Genomic DNA, 25,925 nt, shown 5'->3' with positions numbered 1-25,925 from the left:
ACGGAGATCCGAATGACCCCCGACACCCCGCAGTACGCCGCCGCCGTCGTGATCGGCCGTTGGCAGCTTCCCCACCTGGCGCATTTCGACCTGATCCAGCGCGCGCTGGCGGTGGCGCAACGTGTGAGCATCGTGATCGGCTCCGCGCACCGCTCGCGTAATCCCAAGAATCCGTTCACCGAAGGCGAGCGCCAGGCCATGCTGGAAAGCATGCTGAGCACCGAGCAGCGCCAGCGCGTGAGCTTCGTGATGGTGCAGGACTACGGCAATGACAAGCGCTGGGCCGATGCGGTGCAGGCCGCCGTCATCGAGATCCATGGCCAGACGCCGGTCTGCCTGGTCGGCTACCAAAAGGACCCTTCCAGTTACTACCTGACCCTGCCGCAGTTCAAGTCGTGGACCTTCGTGGACGCGGGCAGCACGCGCGACGTGGACGCGACCGGTCTGCGCGACGTGTACTTCAGCGACGCGTCTGTCGCGGCATCGCTGGATGTGTTGCGCCCCTATCTGCACGAAGGCGTGCTCGACTACCTGCGTGCCTGGGCCGAGCTGCCCGTCTATGCCGCCTGCCGCGACGAGCATCTGGCCGTGAAGGCCTACCGCCTGAAGTACACCGCCCCCGTGTACCTCACGGCGGACGCGGTGGTGCGGGCCGCCGACCACGTGCTGCTCATCAAACGGGCCAACATCATCGGCCGCGGCCAGTGGGCCCTGCCCGGCGGCTTTCTGGACAAGGACGAGCGCTGGTTCGACGGAGCGGTACGCGAGCTCGGCGAAGAAACCCTTTTTGAGCTGCCCTCGTCCGTGATGGAGCACGCGCTCAAGGACCAGGCGATCTTCGACAACCCCGGCCGCAGTCCGCGCGGCCGCCTCATCACGCAGGCGTTTTACTTTGCGTTGAAGAGCGAGCGCCTGCCCGAGGTGAAGGGTGCGGACGACGCGAAGGAGGCGCGCTGGGTGCCGGTATCGGAACTGCCCGGCATGGTCGACCAGCTGTTCGAGGATCACGCGCTGATCCTCGATCGGTTCCTCGGGATCCTGAGCTCGCAGGCCACGATCGTGCCGGCGCACGCGTAAGGCGTCGGGCTGGGTGGCCGCCGACCGACGACGGTACGAAGCGGCCACATTCCATGTGGGGCTGCATCAGTTTCAATGCCAGGCGGTCAGCGTTGCTTCCAGGCGCTCGATCTCGATCGGCGACAGGCCCGCCGCCTCGTAATACGTGCGGCGCTCGGCCACCACGGCGCGCACGCGGTCCACGATCGAGGCCGCGGCCGCCTCCGAGCGCAGGCCGAAGCGGCGGTAGTCGCTCAGCACGTTATCGAAGGTGCTCTCGCGTCCCAGCGTGCCCACGTGCAGGTAGTGCTTTGCCGAGCCCTCCTGCGTGACGACGTCGAAGAGCGGCGAGAGTCGGTAGGTTTCCGCGCCGTCGTCTTTGACGAAGCCGAAGTTTTTCAGATGGTCGTCGGTGTTGTGGACGGCCACGTTGAGCGCCATGCGCGCATACAGCTCCTTAAGGTCGCGGACCGGATTCGAGGAGATGCGGCGCACGACATCGGCCAGGCGGCCATACGAGAAGGTGGCGCGTCCGCGAGTGCCGTCGAGTTCGCGCTTGCCGATCGAGACCGACGGACTGATGAGCGACGCGCCGCTCAGGAAGTGCCGCCGTGCCACGACCGGCGCGCCCGCCACGTCGGGTCGCACGCGGTAGCGGTCGAACCGGTGCGTCAGCAGCACGGCGCCCAAAGGCGTCTCTTCGAGCCTGATTTCAGGCACCGTGAGACCGATCGCGCTCGCCATCCGGAGGTTGGCGAACTCCACCCGCTGCCGGTCGTAGCTGTCGCCGCGGCGCGGAAACTTGGCGATCCACATCTCGCCCTCCGCGTCGCGCACGATGGTCTTGGGACGCGCGCCGCCGATATCCCACGAGCTGCCGAGCAGATCGCGATACAGCTTCTTGGGCTTGATGCCCTGATCGACATCGGCCAGCAGGCTGCCAAGCGTCTCGAGCTCGGTCATTTCGGGCAGGCGGTAGGTCTTGCGCATGTTGGGTGTGAGCTGGACCGCGCTGAAGAACAGCGCGCCCACGCCCATGCCCCGCCCCTTCAGCAGCACCTGATCCTCGGACACGCGCGCGCCCGTGTCGACCGCCATGACGTTGCGCCCCCAGGCGTCGGGCGCGGCATCGAAGATCGCGCCCAGGACCTCGTAGCGGCTGGTGGTGCGAAACGTGGTGCGCGAGTCGGCGAGCGGCAGATTGATGGGGTCGAGCGAAAAGCCGCGCGGGTCTCGCACATAGGATTCGACATAGGTGAACTCCGCGTAGAAGCTCTCCTCGTCGGAATCATCGAGGCTCAGGACTCCGGCAAGCACTGCCTCGCCCGCGATATCCACGTAGACGAAGAGCGGACTCTCGACGGGCTTGTCCTTGCGGCTTGCCATGGGTGCCGCCTACAGCAGCCGCGGATCGACGGGCCGGCGCGTGCCCGCCGCGCGGCGCGAACCGCGCTCGGGGCGGCGCTGCGCTTCGAGCCGTTTGCCGACGCCGTCGGTGTCGGGATCACCGAGCCCCTCGGTCTGCGCACCGAAGCCGTAATGGCCCAGGGCTTCGAGCAAGAGCGCGGCCGAGACGCCGCCGTCGCCGCGCTCGAGCCGCGCGATCGTCGCGCGTGCCACACCCAGGCTGTCGGCCAGCGCGGATTCCGTCTCGCCGCGGCGCAGACGCGCCGTGCGGATGTTCTGCCCGATCTGCTGAAGCGTGAGCTCGGTGGCGAAAGAGGGCTTGAGCTTCTTTTTCATGACTAATTAATAGCACATAAATCAACTTAATGAACAATTAACAGGCCAAATGGAAGCAAATGTGGCTTGTCGCGCCGGTCGCACCCCGAGGTTACGAGGGGGCAATGTGGGCCCCACGCGCGCCGCACCGACCTTCATCCCGCCGCTGCCGTTTCCCCACAATGCATCATTAATGGCGCACTAACCCTATTTATACTTCTTTAATCATGCCTGCGGGGAAGGGCCGGCCGTAGCTCGAGCGGGCTGCTACGGTACAGAGATCCCCACCGGCGGTGGCAGGCTCCAGGCACACTGCGGGTAGCCTACGGCCGGCGGCGCAGGAATACGGGCTCGCAGTCGTCGCGAAACCGCCGGTGAAAGACGCCGATGCCGAGATCCCCGTCGTGTCGCGCCGAGGCGCCAGGCGTACGCGCGGGCTCGTCCGCCCGCGTGCACGGTGTCGCACGTGTGCGGATGCGAGTCCGGCCCTGCGCGCACGATTGACCCGCCACGCCCCTATTCCCGCATTTGCCCACGCCCTGCAATGGTCACCAAACTCCGCCACCTCACCGCCCTCCTCGCCGCCGCCCTTCTGACAGGCGCTCTCGCCAGTGCCGTGCAGACGCAGGTGAGCCTGAGCGCCCTGCTTGCGCTCGGCGCGCCGCTGACGACGCCGCTCTGGCTGATCACCACGCTGCAGGACGTGGCGACCTTCGGGCCCGTGATGACGGGCATCGCCCTGGTGGCGCTGCTGCTCGCCTTTACCGTGGCGCACCTGCTCTTGCGCCTCACGCGGATCCAGGCCCGCACCGCGTTGTTGAGTCTGGCGGCCGTGGCCGGCCTGGCAACGGCATTCGCCTTGATGCGCTGGGTGATTCCGATGCCCGCGCTTCCCGGTACGCGGGGGATGCCCGGCTACGCGCTGATGTCGCTCTGCGCGCTGCCGGCGGGCTTGCTGTATGCCCGGATGACCTCGCCCGTGCGGCTCGCCGCCCGCGCACAGCGCGGACTGTCGGCGTGGCGCGAAGGCGCGGCAACGGGCGTGCTGGCGCTCATACCCGCAGCGCTCTTTGCGATCGCGGCCCCTCGCGCGGGCGCGAAGCCCGAGCCCGTGGATCCGGCGAGCTATGCGGTGCAGACGGTGGCGAGCGGATTGAATCGCCCTTGGTCGGTGGCGTTCCTGCCTGACGGCCGCGTGCTCGTCACGGAGATGGCGGGACGGCTGCGCACGATCGCGCGCGACGGCTCGACCGGCGACATCGCGCTCACCGGATTGCCGCCGATTTTTCATCAGGGCGGCGTGAGCGGCCTGATGGAGGTGGCGCTCGACCCCGACTTCGCCAGCAATGCCCGCATCTATCTCACGATGGGCCACGGCGAGCCGCGGGCCAATGGCACGCGTCTGGTCAGTGCGCGACTCGTGCACGACCGGCTCGAGGACGTGCGCGTGCTGTTCAGCGCCACCTCGAAATCCACGGCGGGCAACAACGGCGGCCGGCTGGCGTTTCTCGGCGACGGCACGCTCGTGCTCACGGTGGGCGACGGCAATGCGCAGCGCGAAGAAGCGCAGAACCGGGCCAACCACCTCGGTACCGTCGTGCGGCTGACGCATGACGGACAGGTGCCCCACGACAATCCCTACGCACAACGAGCCGGCGCCGCCCGCGAGATCTACAGCCTCGGCCATCGCAACGCGCAAGGCATCGCCGTTGACCCCGAAAACGGCGAACTGCTCGTGACCGAACACGGTGCGCGCGGCGGCGACGAGGTCAATCGCGTGGTCGCGGGCGGCAACTACGGCTGGCCGCTGATCACCGGCGGGATCGACTACCCGTTTGCCCGGATCACGCCATTCCAGACGCTGGCCGGTTATCAAGACCCGATCCTCGACTGGACGCCCTCGATCGCGCCGGCCGGGCTGGCGATCTACCGCGGCGCGCTGTTCCCCGAATGGCGCGGCGATCTGCTGGTCCCAGCGTTGAAGGAACGCGCGGTACGCCGCGTGATGCGCGAGGGTCAGCGCATCACGGGCGAGCAATTGCTGCTATCGGAGCTCGGCGAGCGCATGCGTGACGTCAAGGTGGCACCCGACGGCGCGATCTATGTGCTGACCGACGGCGTGGATGCGCGGCTGCTGCGGGTGACGCCCGCGGCGGCAAAATGAGGGCCGAGCGCCACGAGCTCATCATGACCGGCGTGGCCGAAGAAGGCGGCCGCGTCATCGCAGTGCGTTCACCGGCGCTCCCGCTGCCAGCCGCCGTCGGCAGGTCCACTGAGTACGGCGAGAGCATCCGGCGTCGAGCGGCGCGGCATACGCCGGTGCCGCGACGCCGGATGAGCAGGACCTTACCTTAGCCCGCGGATGCCGGCACGCCGGTGTCCGCCTGCCGCCGATCGCGCAATTCCTGCAGGCCCTGCTCGCGATCGATGGGCGGCGCGTAATCCAGCTCGCGCCGCGCCTTGGAAATATCGAGCGTGACTTCGACCGCCGACGTCGCGAACTGCTGCAACGTGACGGGCGGCGGACGATTGCCCCGGCTGGTGGTGGCGGCCCAGGTACTCAAGGTGGCGATCGCACGCAGCAACCAGCGCGGCACGCTCTTGTCCGGCGCCGTGCGCCCCTGCGTGGCGAGCAGCGCGGTGATGAAACCGCGAAACTCGACGGGCTCGCCATCCGTGATGAAGTAGACCTCGCCCGCTTTGCCCGCCCGCAGCGCGCGCTCCACCCCATGCATCAGATTGCCGATGTGCGTGGTGGACGTCAGATAACGCCCGCCATCGACCCAGGCGAATCTCTTTTTCTCGACCGCCTTGAGCAACTGCGGCAAGGCCGTGGTGTCGTCGCGGCCCCACACGAAACGCGGTCGCAGCACGATGACTTCCATCCGCGCATCGTTGTGGGCCAGCGCGATGCGCTCGGCCTCGGCTTTCGTGACCGAGTATCCGCCGGCGGGCCGGCGCGGATAGGGCTGCGATTCGTTGGCGCTGATCAAAGGCCGGCCGTCGAGCAGGACCGACTCGGTGCTGAGATGCACCACGCGTCGGATGCCGGCCTCGCGCGCGGCGGCGAGGATGTGCTGAGTGCCTTCGACATTGACACGGCGTTGCGCGGGCGTGGGCAGACCATGGCCCGTATGCGCCGCGGCATGGATCAAGGCCTGGCAGCCTTGCATTGCCTCGCTCATTCCTTCGGCAAGCAGATCGCCCTGCACGGCTTGGGCGCCGAGCGCTTCGACCGTTTCGCAGGCGCGATCGTTGCGTGCGAGCGCAACCACTTCGACACCGAGCGCGACGAAATGCCGGATCAGATTGCGGCCGACATAGCCGCTGCCGCCCGTGAGAAACAGGCGCTGTGGCAACGCAAGATCCTGCATGGCTCAGTCTTTCTTGCCGTAGATCTGCGACACGATCGCAACGATGGCACCCGCGCCGACGCCGATTCCGATATAGATCGGCAGCGTCAGTGCATCGGGCTTCACGGCCAGCAGTACACCCACGACGATCACGGCGGGCACGATGCCCGCGAGGTAGTAAATCGGCTTCAACACACACTCCTGGACGACACGTTCCGCAATAAACCGGAACAAAAAAGAAGACAGGCAAGTATTTTGCATGAAGTATGCAGAAAACGTTCGCATAAAGCCCTGCAATTCATGAAGTGCCCCGTATCTCCCCCTCATTTCATGCATATCGGATGCCATCCTGCTGATATGCTAGTCCCGTACCCCGGCGACCTCTCCGCCTGCAGCGCACTCACAGAGGATGCCATGCTTTGCACGTTGATCTACCGCAGTCGCCTCAGCGCGCCACTGCCGCTGGAAGAGTTCGATCGGCTGCTCGATGCGGCCCGGCAGCGCAATGCGGCGCTGGGTGTCACCGGCATCCTGCTCTTCGATGGCGTGCATTTCGTGCAGCTGCTCGAGGGGCCGGAAGCCGCGGTGACGTCGTTGTACGACTCGATCAAGCGCGATGATCGACATTGCAACGTGGTGCAGCTGCTGCGCGACAATGCGCCGACGCGGCGCTTCGACGGCGATGAGATGGCGATGCTCGACCTGCGCGACAGCCGTCCCGACGACGTGCTGTCCGCCGTGCTCGACAAGATGACCAAGAGCCCGAGCCGCGATGACCGCGTGGTCAATATCCTGCACGTCTATGCCAAGGCACGCTGGACCGATCACATCGTCGAAGGCGACGATGCGCGCGAGTGGCAGTTCACCACGGCGGGCCAGCCCGCGTCGGGGCCCGGACGGCTTCTGCCCGGCCCGCCCTGCCAATTCGCGCTGCAGCCCATCGTCGAACCACTGCGACGCAAGGTCACTTCTTACGAGCTATTGATCCGCAGCGACACGGGCGGCTCGCCGGACGAGTATTTCGCGTCGGTTCCGCACGAAGCGCGCTACATGGCCGACCTGCAGTCCAAGGGCGTGGCCTTCGACGCGGCAAAGCAGCTGGGCATCCAGAGCACCAAAATCTCGGTCAATCTGTTTCCCATGTCGTTGATCACCGTGCCCGATGCGGTGGACTGTCTGCTGGCACAGATCGCGGAGAGCGGATTGTCGCCGCGACAGGTCATCGTGGAAGTGACGGAGCAGGAGGCCATCTCCTGCCTGAGCACGTTCGGCGCTTCCATCACGCAACTGCGCAAGGCGGGCATCGGCGTCGCCATCGACGATTTCGGCGCGGGTTTCGCAGGGCTGTCGCTCCTGGCCGAATTCCAGCCCGACAAGCTCAAGATCGACCGCAAGCTGATCCAGGGCATCCACACCGACGGACCGCGTCAGGCCATCGTGCGCGCCATTCTGCAGGCCTGCGCCGCGATGGGCATCACCCCCGTGGCCGAAGGCGTGGAAGAGGTCGAGGAGTGGTGCTGGCTTCAGGCGGCGGGCGTGGAGCGATTCCAGGGCTATCTGTTTGCCCGCCCCGCGCTCAACCGCGTGCCCGCGATCCATTGGCCCGAGCGCCAGCCGCTGAGCTGACTTAACCCCTCGCGAGAGGGGCGGGCCGGGCCGGGCAGGTCGCGTAGGCCGAGCGGGGCCGCGCAGGTCGCGTAGGCCGGGCCGGGCCGCGTAGGCCGCATAGACCGCGCAGGCCACCCTGGCCGCGTAGCAGCTACCCTTCCCTGCCTCACCCGCCCTGGCGCGGCGGCACGGGCGCCCCGTCCGCCGGCAGCGCGATGGGCTTGACCGTGTAGCCCGCCTGCGTGAGCTTCGGCAGCAGGCCATACTCGCCGCTCAGCTTGCCGGCATCGAACACCACCAGCGCGTTGCCCTGACCGAGATGAACCTCGAGCTTGGGCAGTATCGCGTCCACCGCATCGAACACCATCAGCCGATCGAACCGCTTCTGCTCGGACGCTGACAGTCCGCTCGGCTTCGAGGCTTGCGCCAGCGCATCCAGATCGCCGGCATTGAGCGCGTCGACGAGGCGCTGCAGATCCTGGCGCGCCAGCGGTGTCAGGGCGTTTTGATAAAGCAGGGTCCGGAGCAGCGCAATCGGCGTCGACCAGTAGCGGGCATAGAGCTGCGTGGTACTGTCCACCGCCACCACCGGCACGTCCGCCGCGGCGGCCGCCTCACGCAGAACGGACTCGCGCGAACGCGTGCCCGGCGGCATGCAGTGCGCGGCGGCCAGCGCCAGCGCGAAATATGGATCACGCCCACCCACCGCGATGCGCAGCCAGTACTCGGCATCGCTCGCGTCCAGCGCGGGATCGACGGGCTCGCCCTCCTCCTCGGCGGCTTGCCGCATGAAGCAGCGCGCGTTGGTGCGCATCTGGTCGATCTGTGCATCCGTCAGCTTGCTGGCCCAGGGCGCCCGGCCCAACCCGCCGGTGCGGCCGGTCTCCGCCATCGCCGCCGGGTCGACAAACGCGGGCCCCGGCTCGAAGGGCTCCGCTTCGGCGGCCCTGTCGAGCATCAACACCAGGCGCGACTTGCCCTGGACCACGGCGGGCGCCGGCATCAGCAGCCCGGCGGCCGGACGTTGCAGGCCACCCAGCACGATGCTGGTGGCGCCCGAAGGCGCGGTCACCTCCCAGGCGGGCACGCCTGCGGGCGCCGCCGCTGCCGGGCCGCCGCAGGCCAGTCCGAGTGCGGTTCCGATTGCCAACAGCCCACGCCACGCCATGTTCCCTCTCCACTGAAATCGATGCAGGGAAAAGGTACCACGGCGGACATGGCGTCCGTATCCGCCGCTCTGCCCCTGCCCCCCCGGCCTGGAACCTGCGGTCCACACTGTCACTCACCTGGACTAACGGCCGCAGGAAACCTCGCGCCCCGGCTCAAGGCAATACCGGAAACCGCACGACAAAGCACGCCCCGCGACCGTCGCGCGTGTCCGTCACGGTCACCGTCGCCCGGTGCAACGCCGCGATGCGGGCCACCAGCGCGAGGCCGATGCCGCTGCCGTGGCTGGGTGCGCCCGGCAGGCGGTAGAACGGGTTGAAGACACGCGTGCGCTCCGCCGCGGGGATGCCCGGGCCGGTGTCGCACACGACCAGCAGAATCTCGTCGCCTTCCTGCCGGATGCACAGACCCAGCTCGCTGCCCTCGCCGCTGTAGCGGCTGGCATTGTCCAGCAGATTGCGCATCAGGGTGCCCAACGCGTCGACCTGCCCCCACACCCGCAGCGACGGCAGCTCCGGGCGCAGCGTCTGCTCGCGCTCGTCGATCGCCGATTGCATGTCCGATATCACCAGGCGAGCGACTTCCGCCAGGTCGACCGCCTCGAAGCGCATCGTGCTGCCCTGCGAGTCCATGCGCGCCATATCCAGCAGCTGTTCCACGATGCGTGTGCTGCGCCGCGTCGTGTCCGAGATCTTCTGCATCAGGAGCTTTGCCTTCTCGGGATCACCCGTACGATACGCGGTGTCGGCGTAGACGGCCAGTACGGCCAGCGGCGTGCGGAGCTCGTGCGCGGCGTCGCCGATGAAGCGGCGCTCGTTGGCGATCAGCTCGAGCACCCGGCGCTGCCGCTGATTGATGGCACGGATGAGCGGGCGGGTCTCGGTCGGTACCGCGCGCTCGTCGAGCTCGACACCATCGGCCGGGTCGCGCGCGCTCAGGTCGGCGCCCACGCGGTTCAACTCGCGCAGCGAGCGCCACACGATCAGCACCGCGATGCTGCCGATCGCAAGAAACATCACCAGCGTCACGAACGAGCCCAGCCAGAACCGCGAGACCAGCTGTTCGTAGAACCGTCGGGTCGGCGCGCCTGCCATGATCTCGTAGCGCGCGGATGCGTCGAGCGAGGTGTAGACGCGCCAGGACTCACCCGCCACGTCATGGGTGACGAAGCCCCCCGATTGCTCCGGTGCCATCCGCACGGCGGGCGCGCGCTGCGACGACAGGACGAGCTTGTCCGCCACCAGATCCCAGATCTGGAACTCGGCCGGCCCGATGCTTTGCAAGGGATGGCGGCCGGGCGCGGGCGTGCCCCATTGAAGCGCCTGCCCCGGCGGCACCGTGGCAAGCAGAAACCCGATGCTGCGCGCCGCGGTGCGCAGCTCGTGGTCTCGGACGCCGGATTGCTCGCGCGTATGGCTGCTCCAGTAAAAACCGAACTGCACCAGCCATGACACCAGCATCGCGCCGAGGATGCCCACCAGCACCTGCACGCGCAGCGAGCGCTGCACCGCGATCCTCATCACATACCCCTGCGCATGCGATAGCCCTGACCGTGGACGGTCTCGATCAGGTCGTTGCCGAGTTTGCGCCGCAAGGCATGGATGAAGACCGCGACCGTGTTGCTCGCGCCCGTGTACTCCTGCCCATAGATGCCCGCCTCCAGTTCTTCTTTGGGCACCAGCCGGTTCGGATTGCGCAGCAACACCGCCAGCGTGCGGTGCTCCTGCTCGGAGAGGCGCAGCTCGATGCCATCGACATGCAGGCAATGGCGGGCGAGATCGAGTCGCAGGTGTTGCCACACCAACACCTGATCCGATCCCGTGTTGCTCCGGCGCAGCAGCGCCCGCATCCGCGCGAACAGTTCGGAGGGCTCGAACGGCTTGGTCAGGTAATCATCGGCGCCCAGGTCCAGGCCCTTGATGCGATCGCTCAGCGCGTCGCGGGCCGTGATCAGGATCACCGGTACACAGTCGCCGCGGTTTCGCACGAACCGCAGCACGTCCAGCCCCGAGCCGCGCACCAACGCGATGTCCAGCAACACCACGACGAAGTCGTGCGCGAGCAGCATCACCTTGGCGGCCTGCACGTCCTGCACGATGGTCGCGACAAAGCCCTGTTCTTCCAGGGCCAGTGTCAACGCATCGGCAAGCATGGCGTCGTCCTCGACCAGCAGGACTCGCATCAATTCCTTTCTCCTTTTATTGTGCCGGCATCATAGCCGCGCCGCGCCCGCCGGGGCGCGGCGGGTGTTCCTGCCACGGCGGACGCATCCCGCGCCGGCCGTGGCGTCATCGCGCTTACAGCGCGGAATGCGCGAGCGCGAGGCGGGCCGTGGCACCGCTTGCGGCGGCGCGAGGCGGCTGCACGCGCCCCGCCTGTGCGTGCGTCTTGAAGCGGGCCACCGCGTTCAGGAGCTCGCGCGCCTGCGTGGCCATCGCGCTCGCCGCCGCGGCGGACTCTTCGACCAGGGCCGCGTTTTGCTGCGTCATGGCGTCCATCTGCGCCACCGCCACATTGACCTGCTCGATCCCGCCCGTCTGCTCGGTCGAGGCGGTGGCGATTTCCGCCGTCACTTCCTTCAGCCCCGCGACGGCGGTGAGCACCTTTTCCATCTGGTCACCCGCACGCCCAGCCAGGCCGGCGCCGCTGTTCACGGCCTGCTTGGAGTTCTCGATCAGAACCTTGATCTCCTTCGCCGCCGTGGCACTGCGCTGCGCCAGGGCGCGCACTTCGGTTGCCACGACCGCGAACCCGCGGCCCTGCTCGCCTGCGCGGGCCGCCTCGACGGCGGCGTTCAGCGCCAGGATGTTGGTCTGGAACGCGATGCTGTCGATCACCGCGACGATCTCGCCCACGCGTTCGGCATCACCCGAAATGGCGCCCATCGAGGCGACCACCTCCTGGACCACCTGGCCGGCGGCCTCGGTCAGGCTGGTGCAGTCCAGCGCCAGGCTGCTGCCGCTGACCGCGTTGTCCTGGTTCATGCGGACCGTCGAGGTGAGCTCTTCGATGCTGGCGGCGGTTTCTTCAAGAGAGGCAGCCTGCTCTTCGGTGCGCTGCGACAGGTCGGCGTTGCCTTCCGCGATCTGCGCCGACGCGGTCGAGATCGCCTCGGCGGCGACCACGATGGTGCCCACGGTTTCCGCCAGTTGACCGCGCATCGCCTCGAGGGAATGCATCAGGCTGCTGCGGTCTTTGGGGTCCAGCTGCAGCGAGGTGGTGAGATCGCCCGCGGCGATGGCACCGGCCAGGCGCTGCGCGTCGGCGGGCTCGCCGCCCAGCTGCTTGAGAATGCTGCGCGTGATCAGCATGGCGGCCGCCACGCCCAGCAATAGCGCGATCACCATGGTGACGACGATGGTCGACTGCAAGGTCGTCACCGTGCCTGCCGCAAGATTGGCGGCCTCGTCGCTCAGCTTGCTTTCGAGCTCGCTCAACGCGTTCAGGTGCCCCAGCCACGCATCCTGCTTGGCGCGGAGCTCATCGCGCAGGATGCGCGCGGCCTCGGCGGCGTCGTTGCGGATGCCGGCATCCATTGCCCGATTGAAGATCGGCAACGCTTCCTGCTGCGCCTGCCGCACGGCGCGGAACAGGCGATGCTCCTCCTCGGTGGTGCCGCTATCTGCCGCGAACATCTGCGCCAGCCGATCGCTGGCCTCGCTGTAGGCGCTGGCAGCGGTGGCCGCGCGCTTGGCCTCGCGATCCACCACCTGCGCGTCGGTCGACAGCACCACGTTACGCACCGCGATGGCGCGATCCTGAATCCGATCCGTCATGGTCAGCGCCAGCTTCATCTGCTGGTTGTTCACGAAAGCGATCTCGTGAATGGCGGCGTCCAGCGTACGCAGGGCGTAGATCGACAACACGCCGAGGAACGTCAATGCCATGACCAACGTCAGAAAACCCAATGCGAGGCGCGACCTCACTTTCATCGCTGCAAGATTCATATTTAGCCTGTCTGTCTGGATGCCCGGCAATGCGCGCATGCTGCGATCCGCGCCGCTCGTACCGGCCGATTTGCGGGGTCGGCGCACGCTCAGCACACGCCGACCGGCGGCACTATACGAAGCGACATTTAACAGATCGTTAACGACAGGCCAGGCCCGGCCCAGAAGGCAAACGCCCGCGGCGGGCGCGGGCGTGCAGAAAGAAATACCGGTGGCGTGAAGCGCCGGGGCCTCAGAAATACCGGCGGCCCCGGGGCCCTGGAGGCTAGAACTTGTGGTGGCGCAGCAGCTGGGCCAGCTCGGGCGCCCGCATGATCGCCACGTCGTGCTGCCTGGCGTATTGCCAGGCATTGTCGGAAACATCGCCCAGCGTGATGAAGATTGCCTCGCGTGCACCCTGCTGTTCGCGCAGCGCCTGCAGCTCGCGCAGATGCTCCACGCCCACGCGTGCGATTTTCCAGCGCCTGGCGCTGACCAACGCCACGTTGCCGTCCTTGGTGAGGGCGAAGTCGGCGCCGGGGGTATTGAGATGCCGCACCTCGCAACCGTCGCGCATGAACCCGCCCTCGACCAGCGGCCGGAACCGGTCCCAGTGCAGGGTCGCCACCGCTTTGACCACCACCTCGATGCGTGCCTCGGACGGACGCTTCGCCTGCTTGTAGCCCGCGATGATCGCGATCACGGCGAACGGCACGGCGGCAAACACGCCCATGGCCGCGAAATCGCGCGGCAATACGGCAAAACCACCAACGCAGAGCAGCAGAGCCACCCCCGCGCTCATCCACCACGACGAGCGCAGCAGCACCGCAAAGATGGAGTTTTTCGCCATCTTCAATTTCATGATGCCGCCCGCACCACGATGCGCACATCGCCGCAGTCGACGATCTGGCCGTCGCGGATCTTGGCGGTCTTGCGGGTCTCGATCACGCCGCCCACGCTGACGTAGCCCTCGGCCACGAGCGCCTTGCCCGCGCCACCGCTATCGCACACGCCAGTGGCCTTAAGCAGCTGGTTGACTTCGATGTAGGGGCTGCCTTCGGCAAGCGTAAATTCGATGAGGGGCATGCGACCTTCGGAGGAGAAAAAAAGCCTGCGCAAGTGTACCCGACGCCTGTTCGGCCGCCGGCGGCACGGCAGCGGTGGAACCGCGGCAGCGCGAGCCTGGACGACCCGCGCCTACCGGCCCTCGCCCTGCCGCACGCCCATCATCGAACGCGATAACTGGCTGGCGGCGCCGAGGATCGACTCCTTGTGCTCGAGCAGCACGGATTCGGTCAGGCGGGAGAGCGGCCCGGAAATGCAGATCGCGCCCAGCAGCGTCCAGTTGATGCCGTACACCGGCGCCGAGATGCTCGACACCTCGGCGTCGCGCTCGCCCAGCGAAATCATGTAGCCCGCGCGTCGAATCGATTCGTAGGGCTCGCCGGCCTCGCCCGCGAACGCCAGCAGCACTCGTCCGGGGCTCCCCTGGACCAGCGGCAGCGCGGCGCCGACGCGCACGTGATGCCGGATGGACCGTGGCCCTTCCACCCGCGCCATGCAGATGCGCTGATTGCCTTCGCGCACATAAAACGTGGCGCTCTCGCCCGTGGCCGCCGACAGCTCGCGCAATACCGGCTGCACGACATCGACCACATTGAACGTGGCCTGATAACAGGCGCCCAGCCAGCCCGCCGCGCGGCCCAGACGCCAAGTGCCGTCGGCACGCTGCGCCAGGTAATCGTCGAGCGCCAGCGTGCGCGCCAGGCGCAGCACCGTGGATCGGTGGCATTCGGTGCGGCGGCTCAGCTCGGCCAGCGACAGATGCGTGTCTTCGACGCCGAAAGCTTCGAGGATGCGCATGGCGCGGCGCACCGCGACTACGCCCTCTTCGGCCGGATCGGCATCCGGATCTTGGCTTGGATCAGTGTTCATTGTACGAGACATGTTTCGCTATACGAACATGGATTGTATTGGGTGGAACACGCGACCACAATCCCTTTCACCAAAAACAAATTCATCGGAGACAAATCATGAAGAGGATCGTGCGCCTGTTGTCGGGCCTCACCTTGCTCTGCGCCACCGGGCTCAGCCTGGCGCAGGACTTTCCGAACAAGCCCATCCGCCTGATCGTTCCGTTCCCGCCGGGCGGCGGCACCGACGTGCTGGCCCGCGAGGCCGCGCTCGGTGTGGCACGCAACACGGGCTGGAACATCGTGGCCGAGAACCGCCCCGGCTCCGGCGGCAACATCGGCGTGGACGCCGTGGCGAAGGCCGACCCGGACGGCTACACCCTGGTGCTCGGCCAGACCAGCAACCTGGCCATCAATCCCACGCTGTATCCCAAGCTGCCGTACGACCCGGAAAAGGACCTCACCGCGATCGGCCTGATCGCCGACGCGCCGCTCGTCATCGTCGTGCCGGCCAACTCGCCGCTCAAGTCGCTCGACGACATGATCGCGGCCGCCAAGGCCAAGCCCGACATGCTGAGCTACGCCAGCTCCGGCAACGGCACCGTCTCGCATCTGGCTGCCGTGCAGCTGCAGAACGCCGCCGGCATCAAGCTCATGCACGTGCCGTACAAAGGCGCGGCGCAGGCCTCCAACGATCTGATCGGCGGGCAGATCGACATGTACCTGTCTTCGGTGCCCACGCTCATCGGCCATGTGCGCAACGGCAAGATGCGTGCGCTCGCGGTGACCTCCGCGCAGCGCGTGCCCGACATGCCCGACGTGCCCACCATCGCCGAGCGCGGCTATCCGGGCTTCGAGGCCGTCACCTGGTTCGGCCTCGCCGCGCCGGACGGCGTGCCGCCGGAGATCGTGAAGCGCCTGAACGCTGAGTTCAACAAGGCGCTGAAGACGCCGGATCTGGCCAAAAAGTATCAGGAGCAAGGCGCGCGCGTGCTGACCAGCACGCCCGAGGAGTTCGCCCGACTCATCCATGACGACCGCATCCGCTGGGGAAAGATCGTCAAGGACTCGGGCGCCCGCGTCGAGTAATCCCCCACCTTCCCTTCGATTTGCAGTCGGCGCCCGCGCGTGGCGCCGGCCGCTGGCCGCCCTTACCTTTCTCTACCCTGGAATTTCTCATGGCAAACCCGGACATCATCAAAGACTTCCCCCGCGTCAGCGCCGACCTCGTGCGCCGTGCCGCGGATCTGCAACCCGCCATCCTGGCCGACGTGGCCGGCCGCCGTGGCGCGCTGCACGGCCGCATCCGGCCGCTGCACCCGGGCATGAAGCTCGCCGGCACGGCGTTCACCGTCGAGGTGCGTCCCGGCGACAACCTGATGATCCACGCCGCCCTCTCGCTGGCCAAGCCGGGCGACGTGCTCGTGATCGACGGCAAGGGCGACCTGAGCGCCGCGCTCATGGGCACCATCATGATGAACGCCTGCCGCCAGCTCGGCATCGCCGGCGTGGTGATGGACGGCGCCGCCCGCGACGCCACCGAGATCATCGAAATGGACTACCCGGTGTTTGCCGCCGGCACGAATCCCAACGGCCCGACCAAGAACGTCCCGGGCCGCATCGGCCACCCGATTTCGCTGGGTGGCGTGACGGTGCACCCGGGTGACTTCGTGATCGGCGACGCCGACGGCGTGGTCGTGGTCGAACGCGAAAAGCTCGAAGGCCTGCTGCCCGCCGCCGAAAAGAAGGTGCGCGACGAAGCCGCCCGCATCGCCGCCATTCAGGGCGGCGACACTGAGGCCAAGTGGCTCAATGCCGCCCTGCGCGCGGCCGGCGTCCTCAAAGAAGGAGAATCGCTGTGAATGCCGTCGCAAAGCCCGCGCTTCTCGTTACGGCGGCCGACCTGGCGCCCGAGGCTCTCGCGCTGCTCGACGATTTCCAGGTCGTGTTCGCCGGCAAGACGCCGTCCGAAGACGACATTGTCGCGCTGTGCCGTCAGCACAACCCGGTGGCAATCATCGTGCGCTATAGCAAGGTCGGCGCGCCCGCGATGGACGCGGCCCCCGCGCTGCGCGTGATTTCCAAGCACGGCAGCGGCACCGACACCATCGACAAAGTGGCCGCGAAGGCGCGCGGCATCGAGGTCGTCGCCGCGATCGGCGTGAACGCCGCGGCCGTCGCCGAGCAGGCGCTGGCCCTGCTGATGGCCTGCGCCAAATCGGTGGTGACGCTGGACGCCCGCATGCGCGGCGGTCACTGGGACAAGGCCACCCACAAGAGCATCGAGCTCGACGGCAGGACGCTGGGGCTGGTGGGCCTGGGCGCGATTGGCATGCGCATGGCCGCCATGGGCCAGAGCCTCGGCATGCGCGTGATCGGCTACGACCCCTACGCCAAAAACCTGCCTGCCTACATCGAGCCCGTGGCGCTCGACGCCATCTGGCGCGAATCGCATGCCGTCTCGCTCCATTGCCCGCTCACCGATGACAACCGCGGCATGCTCAACGCCGCCACGCTGGCGGCCTGCCGCCCGGGCGTGATCGTGGTGAACACCGCCCGTGGCGGCCTGATCGACGAAGACGCGCTCCTGGCCGCCGTGCGCTCGGGTCACGTGCACGGCGCGGGGCTGGACAGCTTCGCCACCGAGCCCATGGCCGCCGGCCATCCGTTCCAGCAGGAGGCCCGCATCCTGCTGAGCCCGCACATCGGTGGCGTCACCAGCGCGGCCTACGTGAACATGGGCGTCGCGGCGGCCCGCAACGCCCTCGAGGTGCTGGCCCGCCAGCCCACGCACGCATAAAGGAAAGCGCCATGTCGCAACGTTGGAAACACGCGCCGCCCGACAGTCATTGGGGCGAATTCGGCCCCGATGATCAGCGCGGCCGCATGAATCTGGTGGACCGCGCCAAGGTGCTGCAAGGCATCGCCGAGGCGCGGGAGGGGCTGACGTTCTGCCTGTCACTCCCGCTCGACGTGCCGGGCGGCATGGCGCTCAATCCCCGGCGTCTGCCGCCGCAACGCTATGCCACGCTGCGCGACGGCAAGAGCGCCGGCGTGCAGGGCTACTGCTGGTCGTATGCGTCCGAAGATCCGCAGCTCACCGACGTGGTCTGCGACGATGTGCTGCTCATGAACACGCAGTACTCCACCCAGTGGGACAGCCTCGCCCACATGGGCAGCCGCTTCGATGCCGACGGCGATGGCCATGACGAAGCCGTGTTCTACAACGGCTACCGCGCCGGCGAACACGTGCACGCGGCCACCGAAGATCCGCGGGCACCCGCCGACTGGGCCCGCTTCCCGGGTCCGCGCGCCGATGCGCTCGGCATCGAGCACCTGGCCGAGCACGGCGCGCAGGGTCGCGCGGTGATGATCGACCTGGAAGCGCACGTGGGCCGCACGCGTACCGCCGTGGGCTACGACGCGCTCATGCGCATCCTCGAAGCCGACGGCGTCGAGATCGAGTCCGGCGACATGGTGTGCCTGCACACCGGCTTCGGCGAGACCTTGATGTCGATGAACCGCCAGCCCGATGTCGCGCACCTGCACGCGACCGGCAGTGGCCTCGACGGCAATGACGCGCGTCTGCTGCGGTGGATCGTGGACGTGCGCCTGGCCTGCCTGATCGCGGACAACCCGGCGGTCGAGCTGCCGCAGCCGCTCAATCTCGCAGGGGGTGGCTCGCCGCTGCGCCGGCCGCGCCTGCCGCTGCACGAACACTGCCTGTTCAAGAACGGTATCCACCTGGGCGAACTGTGGTGGCTCACGCCGCTGGCCCGCTGGCTGCGCGAACATGGCCGCCATCGCTTTCTGTTGACCGCACCGCCGCTGCGCCTGCCCGGCGCCGTCGGCTCGCCGGCCACGCCTATCGCCACCGTCTGAGTCCGCCAACCCGAAACCTTACGCCCCGCGGCGCAGCGGCCGGCACAGGCCGCGCGACCGCCCTCTCACGAGGAGACACCATGTCTTTTATCCGTCCTATCCTGGCCGCGGTCCTGGCCCTGTCCGCCGGCGGCGCCCCGGCGCAGTATCCCGAGCGTCCGATCAAGCTGGTGGTGCCCTACTCGGCCGGTGGCGCGGCCGACGCCCAGGCCCGCCTGGTCGCCATGGCCCTGGGCACCCGCCTGCAACAGACCGTCGTGGTCGAAAACCGTCCCGGCGCGAGCGGCACCATCGGCGCCGCCAATGTGGCGCACGCCGCGGCCGACGGCTACACGCTGCTCTACGATGCCACCGCGTTCGCCATCAATCCCTCGCTGTACAAGTCGCTCAGCTACGACAGCAAGCGGGATTTCCAGCCGATCTCGCTCGTCAGCCTCACGCCCAACCTGCTCGTCGTCGCCGCCAAAGCGCCGTACCAGAAGGTGGCGGACCTGACGGCGGCGGCCAGGGCCGGCCACCTCACCTTCGCCACGCCGGGCCAGGGCACCGCGCAGCACATCGCCGCCGCCTGGTTCGCGCAGGGCAACCGCATCGCGCTCACGCACATCCCCTACAAGGGCGGCGCGCCCGCGCTCACCGATCTCATGGGCGGCCAGACCGACATGATGTTCAGCAACATGGCCGCGTCGTATCCGCTGATGAAAAGCGGCAAGCTGCGCGCGCTGGCCGTGAGCTCGCCCAAACGGGTCGAGGCGCTGCCCGACGTGCCCACGGTCGCCGAGAGCGGCGTGCCCGACTACGCGGTGTACGAGTGGAATGGCGTGCTTGCTCCCGCGGGCCTGCCCGCCGAGGTGGCGTCACGCATCGAGACCGAGCTGCGCGCCGTGCTGCAGGACCCCGCCGTGCGCAAGAGCCTGCAGGACCTCGGCGCCGAGCCGGTCGGCTCCAGCGCCACCGAATTCAAGGCCTTTATCGACGACCAGATGCAGCGCTCGGCCGGCATCCTGGCACGCGCCGGCATCACCAAAGAATGACGCGGCGCGAGCCGCGTCATGCGATCCATCCGCATCAGGAGACAAACATGAACAAACCCCTGCTCGCGCTGAGCCTGGCCATTGCCGCCGCCTGCGGCGCGACCGCGCATGCGGCCTATCCCGAGCGCCCCGTGCGCGTCGTGGTCGGCTTCTCGCCCGGTGGCCCGACCGACGTGGTGGCGCGCGCGTTCGCGTCGTACGCCGGCCAGGCGCTCGGCCAGACCTTCGTCGTCGAGAATAAACCCGGCGCCAACACGATCCTGGCCGCCGAGGCGGTGTCGAAGGCCGCGCCCGACGGCTACACGCTGCTGGTCGGCGCGACCAATCACACCATGATTCCGGCGCTCTACAGCAACCGGGTGAAGTTCGACGCGCTCAAATCCTTCACGCCGCTCTGCGCCTTCGCCGTGAGCCCCACCGTGCTGGTCACCAGCCCCGCGATGGGCGTGAACTCACTCGATGCGTTTCTGGCCAAGGTGCGCGAGGCGCCGGGCCGCATTACCTACGCCACGCCCGGCACCGGCAGCTCTGGCCATTTCGCGACCGAACAGTTTCAGCGCCTGACCCAGACGCAGATGAATCACATTCCCTACAAGGGTGCGGCGCAGGCGATCTCGGACCTGATGGGCGGCCAGGTCGACAGCTCGTTCGCGACGCTGGGCTCGGTGCTGCCGCAGGTGACGGCCGGCAAGCTCACCGCCCTGGCCGTCGCCGCGCCGCAGCGTCTGCCCCAACTGCCGCAGGTGCCGACCTTCGCCGAGGCCGGCGTGCCGGGCTACTCGGCCGACGCCTGGTACGGCGTGCTCGCCCCCGCCGGCCTGCCGCAGGACGTGCGCGCCACGCTCGAAAAAGTAGCGCGTGACTTCGCCCAGGCGCCCGCCACCCGGGCCAGTCTCGATGCGCTCGGCGTGCAGCCGCGTCAGACCTGCGGCGACGCATTCACCACACAGCTGTCGCAAGAGATCGATACTTACCAAAAGCTGGCGAACGAGCTCGGCCTGAAAGCCGACTGAGCCACGAATAACGAGGATGACAACCATGATCCGCTTTTCCCGCACCGGCGCCGTCTTGGCGCTCGCCGTCCTTCCCTTCACCGCGCCGTGGCTGCCGGCCGCGCAGGCCGCCGACACCTGGCCTGAGCGTCCCGTGCATATCGTCGTGCCCTACGGTCCCGGCGGCGCGGTCGATGTCGCCACGCGCAAGATGGCGCAGATGCTGTCCACGCAGACCGGCCAGACCTTCGTCGTCGAGAACAAGCCCGGCGCCACCGGCACCATCGGCGTCAGCCAGGTGGCCCGCGCCACGCCCGACGGCTACACGCTGGTGGCCAACGACACCACCTATTCCCTGCTGCCGCATATCTTCAAGAAGCTGCCGTTCGATCCGGCGCAGGACCTGCAACCCGTCTCGGCGTTCGTATTCGCACCCATGGGTCTGGCCGTCTCCGCCGACAGCCCCTATCGCACGCTGGGCGACCTGATCGCGCAGGGCAAGGCCAAGCCCGGCCTCGTCACCTATGGTTCGGGCGGACCGGGCACCACGCCGCACTTCGCCGCCGAAGGCCTGGCCGCGGCGACCGGCGCGAAGTTCATGCACGTACCCTTCAAAGGCGCCGCCGAGGCCACGCAGGCGGTGATGGGCAAGACCATCGATTTCCAGTTCGCCTCCACCACCGGCATCATGGGCCCGGTGCAGGGCGGACAACTCCGGCTGCTGGCCGTCAGCGGCGACAAGCGCCTGGCCGTGCTGCCCGGCGTCCCCACCTTCGCCGAGGCCGGCGTCAAGGATTTCGGCGTGGTGAACTGGACCGGACTCTGGGTGCCGAAGGGCACGCCCGCCGAAGTGTCCGCCCGGCTGCAGCGCGAAGTGGCCAAAGCCATGGCGTCGCCCGAGATGAAGGCGTTCGCCACCAAGATGGGCGCCGAGCCGCGCGCGGCCGACACCGCCGAGTTCACCCGCATCCTGGCCGACAGCAATACGATGTGGGGCAACGTCGCCCGCACCATCGGCTTCGACGCCAAGTGATCCCGCGCGATCGCCCACCGCCCAAGGAAACCGCATGTTCTATCTGAACCCTCCCGAACTCATCGAGTTCGAGATCTGGACCTCGCTTCCCGAGTCGCTGCGCCGCGCGCGCCGCAGCGACTGGGCCGACGCCAATCGCGGCGGCGTGCCCGCGGACTCGTTTCTCGAAGGCCCGGTGTTCGATCGCGCCGGCAATCTCTACGTGACCGACATCCCGTGGGGCCGCGTCTTCCGCGTCTCTCCCGCGGGTGAATGGTCGGTCGTCGCCGAGTACGACGGCGAGCCCAACGGCATGAAGTTCATCGACGACACGCACCTGCTCATCACCGATTACAAAAACGGCCTGATGAAGCTGGACGTCCGTACCGGCGAGGTCACGCCGTTCCTGCAGCGGCGCAACAGCGAGCGCTTCAAGGGCGTGAACGATCTGATCTTCGACGCGCAGGGCAATCTGTACTTCACGGACCAGGGCCAGAGCGGGCTGCACGATCCCAGCGGCCGCCTCTACCGGCTGCGCCCCGATGGCCAGCTCGACCTGCTGCTTGCGAACGTGCCCAGCCCCAACGGCGTGGCGCTCTCGCCCGACGGCCGCGTGCTCTATCTTGCCGTCACGCGCGGCAATTGCGTCTGGCGCGTGCCGCTGCTGCCGGACGGCAGCGTGAGCAAGGTAAGCCAGTTCTTCACTTCGCACGGCCCGAGCGGGCCCGACGGACTGGCCGTGGACACCGAGGGCAACCTGCTGGTCTGCAACCCGGGACTGGGCTACGTGTGGCTGCTCGACCACCGCGCCGAGCCGCGCATCATCTGGCGCAGCCCGGCGGGCCAGTCCACCACCAACCTCGCGTTCGGCGGCGCCGACGGCCGCACGGTGTACTGCACCGACTCCACGACTGGCGCGATCCTGACCGCCCAGGCGCCGCATGCCGGTCTGCCGCTGGCGCGTGGCGTGACCAGACCCGCGGGATCGTCGCCCTGAGCGCGCCGCCGGCCCGGCTCCCGGGCCAGTTTTCCCGCCCCCCGTAACAGAATATGAAGTCTCGCGGCACGCCGACCCGCGGCGTAATCCGCCCCCATCGACTCGCCGCAACGCGACAATATCCAACGTTTTCCATGACTTAGCGCGTCCTGCGGGCACCGCCGCCTCATGACCTTGGCTCCATGGTCTCCGGGGCCAATCGCGCTGCCCCTCGCCTCCAGGCCCCTGCCCTGTTTACACTAGACGCTTGTGGCCGCCGCAGTGCTGCGCATTGCCCGACGACCTGCACCGTAGTTCCCCATTCAACTTAGGAGCACCCATGAGCAGTTACCCCGACACCCTCTTGTTGATCGACAACGAGTGGCGCGAAGCCAAGGGCAACAAGCGCATCGACGTCGTCAACCCTGCCACGGGTGGCAAGATCGGTCAGGTCGCCAGCGCCAGCCGCGAAGATCTGGACCTGGCTGTCGAAGCCACGCAGCGCGGGTTCGAAACCTGGCGCGCCATGTCGGCCCACGAACGTTGCGCCATCATGCGCAAGGCCGCCGTGCTGCTGCGCGAACGCGCCGACGACATCGCCCGCCTGCTCACGCAAGAACAAGGCAAGCCGCTGGTCGAAGCGCGCGGTGAAATCCTGGCCGGCGTCGAGATCATCGACTGGTTCGCCAACGAAGCGCTGCGCATCTACGGCCGCCTGGTTCCGGCGCGCAACGCCGCCGCCACGCAGATGGTGCTGAAGGAGCCCGTGGGCCCCGTCGCCGCCTTCACCCCCTGGAACTTCCCGGTCAACCAGATCGTGCGCAAGATCGGCGCCGCGCTGGCCTCGGGCTGCTCGTTCCTGGTCAAGGCCCCTGAAGAAACCCCCGCCTCGCCTGCCGCCCTGCTGCAGTGCTTCGTCGATGCCGGCATCCCCAAGGGTGTCGTGGGCCTGGTGTTCGGCTCGCCCGCCGAGATCTCGAGCTACCTGATCGCTCACCCGGTCATCCGCAAGATCACCTTCACGGGCTCGACCCCGGTCGGCAAGCAGCTCGCCGCCCTGGCCGGCCAGCACATGAAGCGCGTCACGATGGAGTTGGGCGGTCACGCGCCGGTGATCGTGGCTCAAGACGCCGACGTCGAGCTCGCCGTCAAGGCAGCCGGTGGCGCCAAGTTCCGCAACGCCGGCCAGGTCTGCATTTCGCCCACTCGCTTCCTCGTCCACAAAGACGTGAAGTCCGCCTTCGAGCAGGCCTTCATCGCCCAGGCCGAGAAGCTCAAGCTCGGCGACGGCCTGGCTGACGGCACGACGCTCGGCCCCCTGGCCAACGACCGCCGTCTGGCCGCCATGGACAAGATCGTGAAAAACGCCGCCGAAAAGGGCGCCCGCGTGGCCACCGGTGGCCAACGCATCGGCACCGCCGGCAACTTCTTCGCGCCCACCGTCCTGACCGACGTGCCCCTGGACGCCGACATCTTCAATGAAGAGCCCTTCGGCCCGGTCGCCGCCGTGCGCAGCTTCGAGTCGCTCGACGAGGCCATCAACGAAGCCAACCGCCTGCCGTTCGGCCTGGCCGCTTACGCGTTCACCAAGTCGTTCAAGAACGTCACCGAACTGTCGCGTCGCCTGGAAGTCGGCATGGTCTGGATCAACCAGCCCGCCACGCCCTCGGCCGAACTGCCGTTCGGCGGCGTGAAAGACTCTGGTTACGGCACCGAAGGCGGTTTCGAAGCCCTCGAGCCCTACCTCGTCACCAAGGCGGTGTCGGTGGTCGGCGTCTGATCACTCAGGCCACTGCTCGACACTGACGGGTCTTGCCTTCGGGCAAGGCCCGTTTTTCTTTGGGACACGCGCGCCGCTGTACCATGTCCGCCGCCATTCAATTCACGCCCGCATCATGAGCAACCTCCTTTTTCGCCCCGCCCGCCCCGCCGACGCCGACCGCTGCTACGACATCGAAATCTCCGCCTACGAAGGCGACGAAGCCGCCACGCACGCCAAGATCGTCACCCGCATCGCCCAGTATCCCGAAGGTTTCCTGATCCTGGAGCAGGACGGCCGCGTCATCGGCTTCATCAACTCGGGCTGCGCGCACGAGGTGGTGATGTCGGACGAGGCGTTCAAGGAACTGGTCGGCCACGATCCGGCCGCGCCCAACGTCGTCATCATGTCGGTCGTGATCGATCCCGCCGAACAGGGCAAGGGCCACGCCGCGCGCCTGATGCACGAGTTCATCGCCCGCAATCGCGCGATGGGCAAGGCCACCATCCACCTCATGTGCAAAGACCGCCACGTGCCGCTGTACGAAAAGCTCGGCTATACCTATGTGCGCCCGTCGGCCTCCGACCACGGCGGCATGGCGTGGCACGAGATGGTGATGACGCTCTGAACGCGCAGCGCGCACGCGTACTTCGTTTACGATGAGGCCCTCACGAGGAGGCCGACGCCGCGATGTCCGAACACCATCAGTTTCTCTTCCCGTTGCATCCGCACCTGCCGGCCCCCGACTGGCGCGCCCTCGAGGCGCGCCTGCGCGAACAGGGTTATGTGCTCAAGCCCGAAGGAGACGGTGTTCCGCCGCGGGAGTTAGACAACCTGAGCTTGCGGCTCTCCCGCGCGCTCTATTGTGACTACCAATACGACGCCCGCACGCGCACGCCGGCCGACGTGCTGGCGCTCTACATGCGCGCGGGCGCCCTGCCCGCGGATCTGCCGCTGCATGCCAACGCGGGCATGGCCGACACGCTGGCGCTGCTCATCTCCCGCGGCATCGCCTTCGACAATACCTTCGCCGACAATGAAGGCAGCGATTGGCGCAGCCCGTACTACCGCATGGGCCCCGCCGCCCGCGCCCTCATGAGCCCGGATGCCGCGCAAGCCTACGACGCGGACCCGCGCCCGTTCGGGCTGCTGCTGCTCGCCTATGAGGGCCCCGATCCCGCGGTCCACGTGGGTGAGAACCTCAGCGTACCCACGCTGCCCGGCAGCACCCAGCCCCTCGACGACTTGCCGCCCTACGGCAGCTATCTCGACTTCATCGGCGCGGCCTACGCCGACCCGACCGTCCAGTGGCACGCCCCCGACGGCCGCGCGTACACCATCCTCGAGCTCGACTGGCAATACAGCTTCGCGTTCGGCTACCGCATGATCCGCACCGACGGACTGGACGAAGCCAGCGCGAGAAACCTGGCGAACGCGATCGGCGAGATGCTGGGTGTGCCGATGGGATGCAGTCATCGGCATCTATGACCGCGTGTTCCGGCGCCGGAGCGGACGCGGCCGCACA

25 protein-coding genes are annotated in these 25,925 nt (G+C 67.9%); 14 read left to right on the top strand and 11 right to left on the bottom strand.

Annotation, left to right across the window (positions count from 1 at the left end; translation table 11 throughout):
• The first annotated feature begins 12 nt into the window (after window positions 1–12).
• Window positions 13–1,077: an NUDIX domain-containing protein gene (locus tag CEK29_RS08295; protein ID WP_094857799.1), complete on the top strand. Its 1,065-nt coding sequence runs from the start codon at window positions 13–15 to the stop codon at window positions 1,075–1,077.
• Between the two features lie 72 nt (window positions 1,078–1,149).
• Here CEK29_RS08295 and CEK29_RS08290 read toward each other — a convergent pair whose 3' ends face one another.
• Entirely contained in the window at window positions 1,150–2,442 is a 1,293-nt protein-coding gene (locus CEK29_RS08290) for a type II toxin-antitoxin system HipA family toxin (RefSeq protein ID WP_094857798.1), read from the bottom strand.
• Window positions 2,443–2,451: 9 nt separating this feature from the next.
• Window positions 2,452–2,799, bottom strand: coding sequence for a helix-turn-helix domain-containing protein (locus CEK29_RS08285; RefSeq protein ID WP_094857797.1), 348 nt, complete (start codon window positions 2,797–2,799; stop codon window positions 2,452–2,454).
• 523 nt (window positions 2,800–3,322) lie between these two features.
• Here CEK29_RS08285 and CEK29_RS08280 point away from each other — a divergent pair.
• Entirely contained in the window at window positions 3,323–4,942 is a 1,620-nt protein-coding gene (locus CEK29_RS08280; protein ID WP_094857796.1) for a PQQ-dependent sugar dehydrogenase, read from the top strand.
• A 187-nt stretch (window positions 4,943–5,129) separates the two neighbouring features.
• Here CEK29_RS08280 and CEK29_RS08275 read toward each other — a convergent pair whose 3' ends face one another.
• The gene (locus CEK29_RS08275; protein ID WP_094857795.1) at window positions 5,130–6,152 is read right to left on the bottom strand and encodes an NAD-dependent epimerase/dehydratase family protein; all 1,023 of its coding nucleotides are present in this window, start codon (window positions 6,150–6,152) and stop codon (window positions 5,130–5,132) included.
• A 3-nt stretch (window positions 6,153–6,155) separates the two neighbouring features.
• Window positions 6,156–6,323, bottom strand: a complete 168-nt coding sequence (locus tag CEK29_RS23850) for a hypothetical protein (RefSeq protein WP_170948404.1) — start codon at window positions 6,321–6,323, stop codon at window positions 6,156–6,158.
• Between the two features lie 222 nt (window positions 6,324–6,545).
• Between CEK29_RS23850 and CEK29_RS08270 the strand changes: the two genes are divergently transcribed.
• On the top strand, window positions 6,546–7,757 hold the full coding sequence (locus CEK29_RS08270; protein ID WP_094857794.1) for a diguanylate phosphodiesterase: 1,212 nt from the start codon (window positions 6,546–6,548) through the stop codon (window positions 7,755–7,757).
• Between the two features lie 148 nt (window positions 7,758–7,905).
• Here the strand turns inward: CEK29_RS08270 and CEK29_RS08265 are convergent, their stop codons facing one another.
• The 7 genes from CEK29_RS08265 to CEK29_RS08235 form a co-directional block, all read right to left on the bottom strand.
• Entirely contained in the window at window positions 7,906–8,889 is a 984-nt protein-coding gene (locus CEK29_RS08265; RefSeq protein ID WP_176456856.1) for a TraB/GumN family protein, read from the bottom strand.
• 172 nt (window positions 8,890–9,061) lie between these two features.
• Window positions 9,062–10,426 carry a sensor histidine kinase gene (locus CEK29_RS08260; RefSeq protein ID WP_094857792.1) on the bottom strand — a complete coding sequence of 455 codons (1,365 nt, stop codon included), beginning with the start codon at window positions 10,424–10,426 and terminating at the stop codon, window positions 9,062–9,064.
• Complete coding sequence (locus CEK29_RS08255) at window positions 10,426–11,088, bottom strand: response regulator transcription factor (RefSeq protein WP_094857998.1); 663 nt, start codon at window positions 11,086–11,088, stop codon at window positions 10,426–10,428. Before CEK29_RS08255 ends, CEK29_RS08260 begins: the two co-directional genes overlap by 1 nt.
• 115 nt (window positions 11,089–11,203) lie before the next feature.
• The gene (locus tag CEK29_RS08250; RefSeq protein WP_176456855.1) at window positions 11,204–12,838 is read right to left on the bottom strand and encodes a methyl-accepting chemotaxis protein; all 1,635 of its coding nucleotides are present in this window, start codon (window positions 12,836–12,838) and stop codon (window positions 11,204–11,206) included.
• Between the two features lie 280 nt (window positions 12,839–13,118).
• A complete protein-coding gene (locus CEK29_RS08245; protein WP_094857790.1) occupies window positions 13,119–13,694 on the bottom strand; it encodes a restriction endonuclease in 576 nt (191 codons plus the stop codon).
• A complete protein-coding gene (locus CEK29_RS08240) occupies window positions 13,691–13,918 on the bottom strand; it encodes an RNA-binding S4 domain-containing protein (protein ID WP_094799095.1) in 228 nt (75 codons plus the stop codon). Before CEK29_RS08240 ends, CEK29_RS08245 begins: the two co-directional genes overlap by 4 nt.
• A gap of 111 nt (window positions 13,919–14,029) precedes the next feature.
• The gene (locus tag CEK29_RS08235; RefSeq protein WP_094857789.1) at window positions 14,030–14,767 is read right to left on the bottom strand and encodes an IclR family transcriptional regulator; all 738 of its coding nucleotides are present in this window, start codon (window positions 14,765–14,767) and stop codon (window positions 14,030–14,032) included.
• 98 nt (window positions 14,768–14,865) lie between these two features.
• Here CEK29_RS08235 and CEK29_RS08230 point away from each other — a divergent pair, with 98 nt between their 5' ends.
• From CEK29_RS08230 to CEK29_RS08180, 11 genes are all read left to right on the top strand, one after another.
• Window positions 14,866–15,834, top strand: a complete 969-nt coding sequence (locus CEK29_RS08230) for a Bug family tripartite tricarboxylate transporter substrate binding protein (RefSeq protein WP_094799093.1) — start codon at window positions 14,866–14,868, stop codon at window positions 15,832–15,834.
• An 89-nt stretch (window positions 15,835–15,923) separates the two neighbouring features.
• Window positions 15,924–16,607 (top strand): RraA family protein, encoded by a 684-nt coding sequence (locus CEK29_RS08225; RefSeq protein ID WP_094799092.1) that lies wholly within the window; start codon window positions 15,924–15,926, stop codon window positions 16,605–16,607.
• Complete coding sequence (locus tag CEK29_RS08220; protein WP_094857788.1) at window positions 16,604–17,545, top strand: NAD(P)-dependent oxidoreductase; 942 nt, start codon at window positions 16,604–16,606, stop codon at window positions 17,543–17,545. Before CEK29_RS08225 ends, CEK29_RS08220 begins: the two co-directional genes overlap by 4 nt.
• An 11-nt stretch (window positions 17,546–17,556) precedes the next feature.
• The gene (locus CEK29_RS08215) at window positions 17,557–18,627 is read left to right on the top strand and encodes a cyclase family protein (RefSeq protein ID WP_094857787.1); all 1,071 of its coding nucleotides are present in this window, start codon (window positions 17,557–17,559) and stop codon (window positions 18,625–18,627) included.
• Between the two features lie 80 nt (window positions 18,628–18,707).
• Window positions 18,708–19,661 carry a Bug family tripartite tricarboxylate transporter substrate binding protein gene (locus CEK29_RS08210; RefSeq protein WP_094857786.1) on the top strand — a complete coding sequence of 318 codons (954 nt, stop codon included), beginning with the start codon at window positions 18,708–18,710 and terminating at the stop codon, window positions 19,659–19,661.
• Between the two features lie 47 nt (window positions 19,662–19,708).
• The gene (locus CEK29_RS08205; RefSeq protein WP_094857785.1) at window positions 19,709–20,674 is read left to right on the top strand and encodes a Bug family tripartite tricarboxylate transporter substrate binding protein; all 966 of its coding nucleotides are present in this window, start codon (window positions 19,709–19,711) and stop codon (window positions 20,672–20,674) included.
• A gap of 25 nt (window positions 20,675–20,699) precedes the next feature.
• The gene (locus CEK29_RS08200; protein WP_094857784.1) at window positions 20,700–21,686 is read left to right on the top strand and encodes a Bug family tripartite tricarboxylate transporter substrate binding protein; all 987 of its coding nucleotides are present in this window, start codon (window positions 20,700–20,702) and stop codon (window positions 21,684–21,686) included.
• A gap of 34 nt (window positions 21,687–21,720) precedes the next feature.
• Window positions 21,721–22,662: an SMP-30/gluconolactonase/LRE family protein gene (locus CEK29_RS08195; protein WP_094857783.1), complete on the top strand. Its 942-nt coding sequence runs from the start codon at window positions 21,721–21,723 to the stop codon at window positions 22,660–22,662.
• 319 nt (window positions 22,663–22,981) lie between these two features.
• Window positions 22,982–24,421 (top strand): NAD-dependent succinate-semialdehyde dehydrogenase, encoded by a 1,440-nt coding sequence (locus tag CEK29_RS08190; RefSeq protein ID WP_094799085.1) that lies wholly within the window; start codon window positions 22,982–22,984, stop codon window positions 24,419–24,421.
• 115 nt (window positions 24,422–24,536) lie between these two features.
• Window positions 24,537–25,028: a GNAT family N-acetyltransferase gene (locus tag CEK29_RS08185; protein WP_094857782.1), complete on the top strand. Its 492-nt coding sequence runs from the start codon at window positions 24,537–24,539 to the stop codon at window positions 25,026–25,028.
• A 62-nt stretch (window positions 25,029–25,090) separates the two neighbouring features.
• Window positions 25,091–25,888 carry a hypothetical protein gene (locus CEK29_RS08180; RefSeq protein WP_094857781.1) on the top strand — a complete coding sequence of 266 codons (798 nt, stop codon included), beginning with the start codon at window positions 25,091–25,093 and terminating at the stop codon, window positions 25,886–25,888.
• The last annotated feature ends 37 nt before the right edge of the window (window positions 25,889–25,925 follow it).

The organism is Bordetella genomosp. 5 (assembly GCF_002261475.1).
In the GTDB taxonomy this organism is placed as follows: Bacteria; Pseudomonadota; Gammaproteobacteria; order Burkholderiales; family Burkholderiaceae_B; genus Bordetella.
Note: the sequence above shows the minus strand (reverse complement) of the source record. Positions and strands in the feature narration are given on the sequence as shown.